The sequence below is a fragment of the Actinomycetota bacterium genome, from assembly GCA_005774595.1.
Lineage (GTDB): Bacteria > Actinomycetota > Coriobacteriia > Anaerosomatales > D1FN1-002 > D1FN1-002.
This window is the reverse complement of the sequence record VAUM01000029.1, coordinates 1-11,276: the sequence shown is the minus strand read 5'-3', so window position 1 is coordinate 11,276 and position 11,276 is coordinate 1. Positions and strand designations below refer to the sequence as shown.

General features: G+C 68.8%; 12 protein-coding genes and 1 pseudogene. 10 read left to right on the top strand and 3 right to left on the bottom strand.

Annotation, left to right across the window (positions count from 1 at the left end; translation table 11 throughout):
• Together FDZ70_02390 and FDZ70_02385 are read right to left on the bottom strand one after the other, a co-directional pair.
• A partial coding sequence (locus FDZ70_02390; GenBank protein TLM80060.1) for a 2Fe-2S iron-sulfur cluster binding domain-containing protein occupies positions 1-694 on the bottom strand: 694 nt, incomplete at its 3' end.
• Positions 695-714: 20 nt separating this feature from the next.
• A complete protein-coding gene (locus FDZ70_02385) occupies positions 715-2,409 on the bottom strand; it encodes a formate--tetrahydrofolate ligase (GenBank protein ID TLM80059.1) in 1,695 nt (564 codons plus the stop codon).
• Between the two features lie 554 nt (positions 2,410-2,963).
• On the opposite strand from FDZ70_02385, the gene FDZ70_02380 reads away from it, so the two are divergent.
• From FDZ70_02380 to atpC, 9 genes are all read left to right on the top strand, one after another.
• Complete coding sequence (locus tag FDZ70_02380; protein ID TLM80058.1) at positions 2,964-3,227, top strand: hypothetical protein; 264 nt, start codon at positions 2,964-2,966, stop codon at positions 3,225-3,227.
• Positions 3,228-3,243: 16 nt separating this feature from the next.
• On the top strand, positions 3,244-4,128 hold the full coding sequence (gene atpB, locus FDZ70_02375; protein TLM80057.1) for a F0F1 ATP synthase subunit A: 885 nt from the start codon (positions 3,244-3,246) through the stop codon (positions 4,126-4,128).
• Between the two features lie 137 nt (positions 4,129-4,265).
• The gene (gene atpE / locus FDZ70_02370; GenBank protein ID TLM80056.1) at positions 4,266-4,490 is read left to right on the top strand and encodes a F0F1 ATP synthase subunit C; all 225 of its coding nucleotides are present in this window, start codon (positions 4,266-4,268) and stop codon (positions 4,488-4,490) included.
• Positions 4,491-4,521: 31 nt separating this feature from the next.
• Positions 4,522-5,112 (top strand): F0F1 ATP synthase subunit B, encoded by a 591-nt coding sequence (gene atpF, locus FDZ70_02365; protein TLM80055.1) that lies wholly within the window; start codon positions 4,522-4,524, stop codon positions 5,110-5,112.
• A complete protein-coding gene (gene atpH, locus FDZ70_02360; protein TLM80054.1) occupies positions 5,102-5,656 on the top strand; it encodes an ATP synthase F1 subunit delta in 555 nt (184 codons plus the stop codon). The genes atpF and atpH overlap by 11 nt, the downstream gene beginning before the upstream one ends.
• Positions 5,657-7,219, top strand: a complete 1,563-nt coding sequence (locus tag FDZ70_02355; GenBank protein ID TLM80053.1) for a F0F1 ATP synthase subunit alpha — start codon at positions 5,657-5,659, stop codon at positions 7,217-7,219.
• A gap of 17 nt (positions 7,220-7,236) precedes the next feature.
• Positions 7,237-8,130 carry an ATP synthase F1 subunit gamma gene (gene atpG, locus FDZ70_02350; protein TLM80052.1) on the top strand — a complete coding sequence of 298 codons (894 nt, stop codon included), beginning with the start codon at positions 7,237-7,239 and terminating at the stop codon, positions 8,128-8,130.
• 6 nt (positions 8,131-8,136) lie between these two features.
• Complete coding sequence (gene atpD / locus FDZ70_02345) at positions 8,137-9,549, top strand: F0F1 ATP synthase subunit beta (protein ID TLM80051.1); 1,413 nt, start codon at positions 8,137-8,139, stop codon at positions 9,547-9,549.
• A gap of 12 nt (positions 9,550-9,561) precedes the next feature.
• Positions 9,562-9,978, top strand: coding sequence for an ATP synthase F1 subunit epsilon (gene atpC / locus FDZ70_02340; protein TLM80050.1), 417 nt, complete (start codon positions 9,562-9,564; stop codon positions 9,976-9,978).
• A gap of 156 nt (positions 9,979-10,134) precedes the next feature.
• On the opposite strand, the pseudogene FDZ70_02335 reads toward atpC, so the two are convergent.
• Positions 10,135-10,278, bottom strand: a pseudogene (locus FDZ70_02335) (IS110 family transposase).
• 314 nt (positions 10,279-10,592) lie between these two features.
• On the opposite strand from FDZ70_02335, the gene FDZ70_02330 reads away from it, so the two are divergent.
• A partial coding sequence (locus FDZ70_02330; protein TLM80049.1) for a hypothetical protein occupies positions 10,593-11,276 on the top strand: 684 nt, incomplete at its 3' end.

Below are 11,276 nucleotides of genomic sequence, written 5' to 3'. Positions count from 1 at the left end.
CGGTCGACGTCGGGACGACGAGCGCCGCCTCGACGCTCGTCGTCCCGACGTCGACCGCCACCGCGAGGTCGGCCGCCACCGTCCCGCCCCCCCGGACGCCGGTCACGCGCGGGGCGCACCCGGTCTCGTCCACGCGCACGGCGACGGTCCAGCCGCCGTCGCGCAGCGCGGCGGGGAGCGCGCGCAGCGCCTCGAGTTCGAAGGAGGCGTCGTCGATCCCGTGGTCCCGGCGGAGGGCGCCTGCGAGGCGCGCCGCGTCACTCGCGTTGTCGGCGAGGTCCGGGGCCGGCACGATCACGGGGATCGTGCGCACCGCGGGTGCGAGCGCGAACTCGGGCAGGCGTTCGCGGTGCTCCTCGGCGCTGAGCGTCACGTTGTGCGTGCGTCCGCCGCGGGCCGCCGCCGGCGCCGCGCCGGGGCGTGACTCGGGCGGGATGCGCACGACCACGTCGCCGGTCACAAGCGACTTGCAGCCGAGGATGTAGCCGGCAGCCGTCTGCTCGGCGGACAGCTTCGAAGAGACAGCCGAGTCGACCGACCCGGAGTCGACGATCATCCGGCACTTGCCGCACGTGCCGCCGCCACCGCACGAGGCCGTGACCGCTACGTCGGCGGCCATGGCCGCGCGCAGCAGGTTCTCGCCGATGCGGACATCGACCGACGTGTCGTCGGGCTGGAAGGTGACCTTGGGCATCGCGCCGTCCCGTCTTGGTCTCAGAACAGGCCCACGACGTCGCCGTCTGCGTTCAGGTCGATCGAGTCGCCGGCTGGGGTCTTCGGCAGCCCGGGCATCGTGCGCATGTCGCCGCAGAGCGGGTAGAGGAACCCGGCGCCGACGCTCGCACGGACATCTCGTATCGGGAGTCGCCAGCCGGTCGGACGCCCCTTGAGCGTCGGATCGTGGCTCAGCGACAGGTGCGTCTTGGCCATGCAGATCGGGAGGCGGTCGTAGCCGAGGTTCGTGTACAGCTCGATCTTCGCTTCGGCGGCAGGGAGGTAGTCGACCCCGTCGGCGCCGTAGATCTCCGTCGCGATCGCCTCGATCTTCTCCTTGATGGAGGCCGCGTCCGGGTAGAGGAAGCGGAACTCCTTGGGCATCTCGCATGCGGCGACGACCGCTTGGGCGAGCTCAACGCCGCCCGCGCCGCCCTCCGCGTGCACCCGGTGCGTGACCGCGAAGTCGGCTCCCGAGGCGAGCGCCCGCTCCTTGATGAACGTGTGCTCGCGCTCGGTGTCGGTCGGGAAGGTGTTGACCACCACGACGACCGGGATGCCGAACTTCTTCATGTTCTCGACGTGCTTCTCGAGGTTGCAGATGCCCTCGGTGAGAGACTCCATGTCCTCGCTCTTGAGCCGCTCGTCGAGCGGCTTGCCCGGGGAGACCTCGAAGCGGCCGGAGGCGGCCTTGAGCGCACGCACCGTCGCGACGATGACGACGCAGTCGGGACGCAGACCTGAGGCGCGGCACTTGATGTTGAGGAACTTCTCCGCGCCCATGTCGGCGCCGAAGCCCGATTCGGTCACGACGTAGTCGGCCAGCGCGAGCGCGATGCGGTCGGCGATGATCGAGTTGTTGCCCTGGGCGATGTTCGCGAACGGCCCAGCGTGTACGAAGACGGGCCCGCCCTCGAGGTTCTGCATCAGGTTCGGCTTGATCGCGTCGCGCATGAGCACCGCCATCGCGCCTGCGCACTTCAGATCCTCGGCGGTGACAGGCTCGCCGGCGCGGTTGGTGCCGATGACGATGCGCCCCAGGCGCGCGCGCATGTCCTCGAGATCGCTCGCCATCGCGAGCACCGCCATCACCTCGGAGGCCACCGAGATGTCGAAGCCGGTCTCGCGCGGGACGCCGTCGAGCTTGCCTCCGAGGCCGACTACGACGTTGCGCAGCGCGCGGTCGTTCAGGTCGACGACGCGGCGCCAGGTGATGGAGGTCGGCTCGATGTCGAGCGCGTTGCCGTGGTAGAGGTGGTTGTCGATGTACGCCGCGAGCAGGTTGTTCGCCATCGTCACGGCGTGAACGTCACCGGTGAGATGCAGGTTGAAGTCCTCCATCGGGATCACCTGCGAGTAGCCTCCGCCCGCCGCACCGCCCTTGATGCCGAAGACCGGTCCGAGGGAGGGCTGGCGGATGCAGGTGATGACGTTCTTGCCGATGTGGCCGAGCGCCTGCCCCAGCCCGACGGTGGTGACGGTCTTGCCCTCGCCGAGCGGCGTCGGATTGATCGCCGTCACGTCGATGTAGCGTCCCTGGGGCCGGTCGCCTATCTCGTCGAGGATGCCGAGCGGGACCTTGGCCTTGTAGTGGCCGTACAGCTCGAGTCGTTCCCCGTCGATGCCGATGCCCGATGCGATGTCGGTGATGGGACGCAGGGTCGCTTCTTGTGCGATCTCGAGATCTGATTTCACGTGGCGCCTCCGTAGGTCGGTTCGTAGGGACCGAGGGGCCGCTGGCCTAGCCGGGGCGGACGCCTCACGCCGGCGGTCTCAAGGGTGGAGGCCGCCGAGTGTGTCCATCGAGGGTAGTTCCCTGCATAGCGCCCGGCATCCCGCCGCCCACGAGCGGGCAATCGTCTCGGTGAGCGGGTCGTGCGGCGACGCGAACGGAACCGTGCTCCGCCGAGCGTCGTGGTGGACAGCGTCAGGGCTGCCGCCGAGCGGCTTCCCCAGGGCGCGTGCTTCCGGCATTCGCGGGCGCCCTTGTCGCCCCCCGACAAGTCGGGTACGATTCGCACGGCTTTGAGGCCCCCCGGCCTTCGTGTTGCGTCCATCGCACCCGGCGCCCGCCGTCTCTTGGCGGACGCCCGTCGCCGTAGTCACGCACGCTCTCGCCCGGGGCCCGCACACGCAAGCGGTACGTCTCGCAGGGGGTTGGAGCGCTGGGCGTAGGGTTCTTCGAGGGTCTGTCCGCGGGTCTATCCGACCCGCTTCTCGCCGTCATCGTCGGTGTCGCCTGCGGCACCGTGCTGCTCGCGCTGTCGCGCGGCAGCTTCTCGCTCGCCACGCCCGACTTCCCCGAGCGCGGCATGGCGCTCGTCGCGCTCGCGCTGTTCGGGCGGCTCGCGGCCGCCGTGCTCCTGCTGTGGGCGTACAGCCGCATCGCTCCGGCCGGCATCAAGCCGTTCGGGATCTCCTTCGCGCTGACCTTCCTGGCGCTCTACACGGTCGAACTGGTCCGGTACGCCGGCCTGCACAGGTACGCCCGGCCGACCCGGGCACCTAGGTGAGGAGGTAGGTAGCCGCGTGAATCCCATGGATCTGCTGCCGATGAGGATCGAGGAACTCGTCCACGAGTTGTCCGTGCTGCCCTTCAACGACCTGCACGGCACCGTGACGAGCCCGCTGACGCTCACGAACTACACGTTCTGGGGCCTCATCGCGCTTGTGACGACCATCCTGTTCTTCACCCTGGTGGCGACGAAGCAGCGGCAGCGCATCGCCGCGGCCGAGGCGTCCGGCAAGGCGACCGACCTGGCGCCCACCGGCCGACTGACTGGAATGCTCGAGGCCGGCGTCGAGTTCGTGCGCGACATGGCCGTCGACGTCATCGGCCCGAAGGACGGCCCCAAGTACGTGGCCTTCCTGTGCACCATCTTCTTCATGATCCTCATCTCGAACATGTACGGCCTCATCCCCGGCGCCAAGTCGTTCGCCGGCAGCATCGGCGGCACCGTCGCGCTGGCGCTCGTGGTCTGGGTCGTCTTCGTGTTCGTGGGCTTCAAGAAGAACGGCGCGTTCGGCTACATGAAGAGCCTGATCCCCGAGGGCGTTCGCAAGATGCCGCTGGCGGCGCGCATCGGCCTCGGCGGGTTCATCTTCCTGCTCGAGTTCATCTCGACGTTCCTGGTCAGGCCGCTCACGCAGTCGGTCCGACTCTTCGCCAACATGTACGCCGGCCACGTCATCCTCGGCGTGTTCGGGTCGTTCGTGTGGCTGTTCGTGCCCATCATCAAGATGCAGGCGGAGCAGTCGTTCTCGGTCGGCGGCGCGGGCATCGGCCTGCTGGCCATGGTCTTCCTGATCATCATGTACGCCTTCGAGGTGTTCGTCGCCTTCATCCAGGCGTACGTGTTCACGATCCTGACCGCGGTCTACATCCAGAGCTCGGTGCACGCCTCCGAGCACTAGCACGTGGCGCCGGCCTTCGCGGCGGCGTCTTCGCACGGTAGGTGTCCGGCCCCCGCGGGCCGGTGAGGTTGACAGAATCATCAGTCGGAAATCGGAGGGCGCGAAGCCGCCCGCCGAACAAGAAGGAGGAACACGTAGTGGAAGCTCTCGTCCCCGGTCTCGTCGCCATCGGCAAGGGTCTCGCGTACGGCCTCGCGGCCATCGGCCCCGGCATCGGCATCGGCGTTGTCGCCGGCAAGGCCGTCGAGGCCATGGCCCGCCAGCCTGAGATGGCCGGCCGCCTGCAGACCACCATGTTCATCGGCGTGGCGTTCACCGAGGCGCTCGCGCTGCTCGGCTTCGTCCTGACCTTCCTGCTGTAGGCCCGACAACCGAAGGACGGAGGTACGCGAAGTGTCGTTCATCGGAGTCGCATACGCGTCCGAAGCCGCCGCGGCGGCGGCCGAGGGCGCTGAGCCGGCCGTTTCCGGCCTGCAGAAGATGCTCGGGGCCGTCTACCCGAACCCGGCCGACATCTGGCCGACCTGGGTGGCGTTCCTGATCCTGTTCTTCCTGCTGTGGAAGTTCGCCGTCCCGGCCATCATCGGGATGCTCGACAAGCGGGCCGCCACCATCAAGGAGTCGCTCGAGAAGGCCGAGGAGACCAAGGTCGAGGCCGAGCGGCTGCTCGAGGACTACAAGAAGCAGATGGCCGAGGCCCGCGGCGAGGCCGCGAAGGTCATCGACCAGGCCAAGACCGCCGCGCGCGCCATGGCCGACGACATCGAGGCGAAGGCCAAGTCCGACGCCGAGGCCGTCGTCGCGAAGGCGCACGAGACCATGGCCGCCGAGCGTGCCGCCGCCGCCGCCGAGCTGCAGGCGCAGGTCGCCGAGCTCTCGACCGCGGTCGCGTCCAAGCTCATCGGCGAGACGCTCGACGCGAAGGCGCACGCCAAGCTGATCGAGCGCTTCGTCGCGGAGGCGGGCGGTCTGAATGACAACTAGCGAGACGACAGGGGCCTACGCACGGGCCCTCTACGATCTCGCCGCCCTGACGGACTCGGTGGACGCGGCCGACGAGTCGCTGGCCGCCATCGTCGAGGCCATCCGCGGCAACGTCGCCCTGCGCGACGCGCTGGCCGACCCTGCGGTGCCGGGCGAGAAGAAGCGCGCCATCGTGCGCGACGTCTTCACCGCCCAGTCGCCGGAGGCGGTCGCCGTCGCGGGGCTGCTCGCCGAGCGCGGCGAGGCGGCGTCGATCGACGCCGTCGCGGCCGCCTACCGCGAGATCGCAGAGAAGGAGCGGGGCATCGTCGTGGCCGAGGTCACGACCGCCGTCCCGCTCGACGAGGCGCTCCGGTCCAGCGTGACCGGCAAGCTGTCCGCCTCGCTGGGCCGGCCCGTCGCGCTGCGCGAGCGCGTCGACGCGGCGGTGCTGGGCGGAATCCGTATCAAGGTCGCGGGCCGCGTGCTCGACGGGACCCTGTCGTCTCAGGTGAACGCGATGCGCGCCGTCCTTTCGAGCACCCCCCAGGGAGGTGAGGGCTAGGTGGCGGAGATCACTGCGAGCCACATCAGCGAGGTCCTGAAGGCACAGCTCGGCTCGTTCGCCGCCGAGGTCGACGTACGCGAGGTCGGTACCGTCGAGATGATCGGCGACGGCATCGCGCGGTGCAGCGGCCTCAAGGGCGCGATGGCCGGCGAGCTTCTCGAGTTCGTCAGCGCCGACGGCCACGTCGTCATGGGCATGGCGCTGAACCTCGACGAGAACGAGGTCGGCGCGGTCCTGATGGGCGAGACCTCGCTCATCAAGGAGAACGACACGGTCCGCACGACCGGACGCGTCGTCGAGGTGCCGAGCGGCAAGGGCTTCCTCGGCCGCATCGTCAACCCGCTCGGCATGCCGATCGACGGCAAGGGCCCGATCGCGGCCGAGGGCACCCGCCCGCTGGAGTTCCGGGCGCCGGGCGTCATCGAGCGCAAGGGCGTCCACGAGCCGCTGCAGACCGGCATCCTGGCCGTCGACTCGATGATCCCGATCGGGCGCGGCCAGCGCGAGCTGATCATCGGCGACCGCCAGACGGGCAAGACCGCTGTCGCGGTCGACACGATCATCAACCAGAAGGACACCGGGGTCATCTGCATCTACGTCGCCGTCGGCCAGAAGGCCTCGACGGTCGCCGCCGTGGTGCAGACGCTCGAGCAGTACGGCGCGATGGACTACACGATCGTCGTTGCCGCCAACGCGTCCGACCCGGCGCCGATGCAGTACATCGCGCCCCTGGCCGGCGCGGCCATCGGCGAGTTCTTCATGTACAACGGCGAGGACGCCAAGCCCGCGAGCAAGGACAATCCGGGCCGCCACGTGCTGTGCATCTACGACGACCTGTCGAAGCAGGCCGTCGCCTACCGCCAGATGTCGCTGACGCTGCGCCGCCCGCCGGGCCGCGAGGCGTACCCCGGCGACGTCTTCTACCTGCACAGCCGCCTGCTCGAGCGCGCGGTCAAGATGAACGACGACAACGGCGCGGGCTCGCTGACGGCGCTGCCGGTCATCGAGACGCAGGCCGGCGACGTGTCGGCCTACATCCCGACCAACGTCATCTCGATCACGGACGGGCAGATCTTCCTCGTCACCGACCTGTTCTACCAGGGCATCCGTCCCGCCATCAACGTCGGCATCTCGGTGTCGCGAGTCGGCGGCAACGCGCAGATCAAGGCGATGAAGCAGGTCGCCGGCTCGTTGCGCCTCGACCTGGCGAACTACCGCTCGCTGGCGGCGTTCGCGCAGTTCGGGTCCGACCTGGACAAGGCGACGCAGGACACGCTGAACCGCGGCGCGCGCTTGGTCGAGCTGCTCAAGCAGGGCCGCTACGCGCCCTACCCGGTGCAGCACCAGGTCATGACGATCTTCGCCGGCGGCAAGGGCTACCTCGACACGCTCCCGGTGGAGAAGGTCCAGCAGTTCCGTGACGAGTTCCTCGAGTTCGTGGACTCGGCCCATCCGGAGATCGGGCGTGCCATCGCGGGCGAGAAGGCCATCTCGGACGAGACGAGCGCGGCGCTCACTGCGGCGCTCGAGGAGTTCTCCGCGCAGTTCGCGGCGGAGTAGCGGAGGAAGCGACACACATGCCGAACCTTCGCGACATCAAGAAGCGGATCGACAGCGTGGAGTCCACGCGCCAGATCACGCGCACCATGGAGATGGTCGCGACCGCCAAGATCAAGAAGGCGCAGGAGCGCATCGAGTCCGCGCGTCCGTACGCGCTGTCGATGATGGAGGTGCTCGGCAACGTCGCCCGGTTCGCCAAAGGCGCCGAGCACCCGCTGCTCCAGGAGCACGACTCCGTGAAGCGCGCCGTCATCATCTGCGTCACGAGCGACCGCGGCCTGTGCGGGGCGTTCAACGCGAACATCCTGCGCATGACCGAGGCGTTCGTGCGCGAGCAGCGCGCCGAAGGCGTCGAGGTCGACATCATCACGGTCGGCAAGAAGGCGGTCGGGTACTTCCGCTACCGCGGCGTCGAGCCGCTCGCGTCGTATCGCGACATCTCCGACAAGCCCACCTTCATGGACGCCAAGAGCATCGCGGCGCACCTGATCGGCGCGTACGGCGCCGAGGAGCTCGACCGGGTGGTCATCGCGTTCAACCGCTTCAAGAACGTGGCCGAGCAGAAGCCGGAGCTGCACCAGCTGCTCCCCATCCGTCAGGCCGCGCTCGACGAGGCGGCCGAGGACGTCGAGGCGGCCCACGTCACGGCCGAGTACCTCTTCGAGCCGGACGCCGAGAGCGTGCTTCAGCTGCTGCTGCCGACCTACGTCGAGACGCTCATCTACCGCTCGCTCATGGAGTCGGCCGCGTCCGAGCAGGGCGCGCGCCGCACCGCCATGAAGTCGGCGACCGACAACGCCGGCGAGATGATCACCACCCTGTCGCGCAGCTACAACCGCGCGCGCCAGGCCGCCATCACCACCGAGATCGCTGAGATCGTCGGCGGCGCCGCCGCCCTGGAAGACGAGTAAAGAGGAATGCCGATGAACATCGGACGCATCGTGCGGGTCGTGGGCCCGGTCCTGGACGTGGAGTTCGCGCCGGACGCCATGCCCGCCATCTACAACGCCCTCAAGCTCGAGGGCACGACGCCCGCCGGCCAGATCAAGCTGGTCGCCGAGGTGCAGCAGCACCTCGAGGGCAACCAGGTCCGCGCGGTCGCCATGAGCTCCACCGACGGCGTCCAGCGCGGCATGGACATCGTCGACACCGGCAAGCCGATGATGATGCCGGTCGGGCCGTCCACGCTCGGCCGCATCTGGAACGTCGTCGGCGAGCCCGTCGACGGCAAGCCGATGCCCGAGGTGGAGGACTTCTACCCCATCCACCGCGAGGCGCCGGAGTACGAGGACCTCGAGCCCAAGACCGAGATCTTCGAGACCGGCATCAAGGTCGTCGACCTGCTCGAGCCCTACATCAAGGGCGGCAAGACCGGCCTGTTCGGCGGCGCGGGCGTGGGCAAGACCGTCATCATCATGGAGCTCATCAACAACCTCGCCCAGCAGCACGGTGGCACGTCGGTGTTCACCGGCGTGGGCGAGCGCACCCGCGAGGGCACCGACCTGTACAACGAGATGTGCGAGTCGGGCGTCATCAACAAGACCTGCCTGGTCTACGGCCAGATGAACGAGCCGCCCGGCGCGCGCCTGCGCGTCGGCCTGGCGGGCCTCACGGCCGCCGAGTACTTCCGCGACCAGGGCCAGGACGTACTCCTGTTCGTGGACAACATCTTCCGCTTCACCCAGGCAGGTTCCGAGGTCTCGGCGCTGCTCGGCCGCATGCCGTCCGCCGTCGGCTACCAGCCCACGCTGGCCACCGAGATGGGCGAGCTGCAGGAGCGCATCACCTCGACCAAGACCGGCTCGATCACGTCGGTGCAGGCCATCTACGTGCCCGCCGACGACCTGACCGACCCGGCGCCGGCCACGGCGTTCTCGCACCTCGACGCCACCACGGTCCTCTCGCGCGGTATCGCCGAGCTGGGCCTGTACCCGGCTGTCGACCCGCTCGCGTCCACATCGCGCGCGCTGTCGGCCGACGTCGTCGGCGACGAGCACTACCGGGTCGCGCGCGCGGTGCAGCAGGTGCTGCAGCGCTACAAGGACCTGCAGGACATCATCGCCATCCTCGGCATGGACGAGCTGTCCGAGGAGGACAAGCTCACCGTGTCGCGCGCCCGCAAGATCCAGCAGTTCCTCTCGCAGCCGTTCTCGGTGGCCGAGGCGTTCACCGGCATGGCCGGCAAGTACGTCAAGCTCGAGGACACGATCCGCGGCTTCGACGAGCTGGTCTCAGGCGCCCACGACGACGTGCCCGAGCAGGCGTTCCGCTACGTCGGCACCATCGAGGAAGCCCTCGAGAAGGCCGAGCAGATGGCCGCGACGGCCTAGGGAGCTGTGGGTATGGCACGCACACTCATGTGCGAGATCATCACGCCCGAGCGCATCGTGTACACCAACGAGGTGGACATGGTCATCGCCCCGACCATCGACGGCGAGATCGGCATCCTGCCGCTGCACGCGCCGCTCGTCAGCGCGCTTCGCGCCGGCGAGGTCCGCGTGAAGTTCGGCGGCGAGCAGACCGAGTGGTTCGCGGTGGCGGGCGGCTACGTCCAGGTCCACGAGGACAAGGTCATCCTGCTCGCCGACGCGGCTGTCGCGTCTTCGCAGATCGACATCGAGCGCGTGCGCCAGTCGATGGAGCACGCGCAGGCGCGGATGTCCGAGGTCGCGATGGACGACGAGGCGCTGCGCACCGAGGTCGAGCGCGAGCTCAAGTGGTGCGAGGCGCAGATCGCGGTGGGCGGGCGCAAGCGGTAGCGCGCAGCGCTCGCGAGCGTGATGCGAGACGCGGCCGTCCCGAGAAGTCGGGGCGGCCGCTTCGCGTTGGCGGGGTAGCGGCGCGCTGGCCCGCATCCGTCACCCGCGTTGACATCCCGTGTCGGGGGGCATCCCTATGCGTTTGGCAAGGGCTGATCAGGCGGCTCTGACGGGGGACTCGTAGTGAGCGTTGTCGCGAAGCATCGCCCAGAGCACGTCGACCTTGCGCCGGGCGAGTGCGAGCACGGCTTGGTTGTGCCGTTTGCCCTCGAATCGCTTGCGGTCGTAGTACGCCCGGCTTCACGCACAGCGCGGGAAGCATGGGCGCGGAATCGGTGAACTGTGCGACCGCACCTAGCCGATGGTGGTCACAAGATGCCTGATCCGTCTCCCGACATCGGTGTTGCAAGGCGAACGCGACCCGACGCGGCATCCAGTCTCGGAAGCGGAACGCGGCGCGATCGGCCGGTTGCGAGGCTTCCGAGAACCGCGAATCGTGAACCACCCCGCTACTCGTGGAATACGGCCCACCGAGGGCCGTGGTACTGTCAGACGGAAGAGTGCGGATCGAGGCGCAACGGTCTTGGTGTGACGGGCATGTGTCAAGGGGGACTGTGGAACCGACGAGACGTGGTGTCTGGCCCAGCGGACGGCATGTTCTGGGAGCGCTCGCGTTCGCTCTCCCGCTCCTCGTGTGGCCATCCTCCCTGAGCTTCTTCGAGTTGCCGAAGGCCGTCGCCTTGCAGGCTGGGGTGCTGGCCTTGACGGGCATGCTTGCTCTGAGACTCGCTGCGGTGGGGGCGCGGTCGTTGCGAGTGTCGCGGCCCCTGATCGCGATCGTCGGATTCGGCGCATGGGCGGCGCTCTCGACAGCGCTGTCGATCCACGTGCCCACAGCGGTGGTGGGGAGTGCGGAGCGCGCAGAGGGGCTGCTTACGCTCGTTGCCTACGTGGCCTTGGCGCTTGCAGCTGTCCAGCTCGTCCGCCGCTTCGACGATCTCTACATGCTTGCGGGCTTGGTCTCGCTCTCCGGGATTCTCGTCACAGGGTATGCACTCGTCCAAGCCGGCGGGTTCGACATGTTCGCGTGGGAGATGCCGTTCGGCCCTGGACGCCCGTTCGCGACCTTGGCGAATCCGGACTTCCTCGGAGGGTTTCTGGCCCTCGTGTGGCCGCTGGCTGCAGCGGGGTCGTTCGAGCGACCGCCGAGGGCTGGCGAACGCGGATGGGTCGGCGCGTCGCTCACCTGCGTGCTCGCTGGGTTCGTGATCATGCGGGCTCTGGCGACGGCTCGTGTG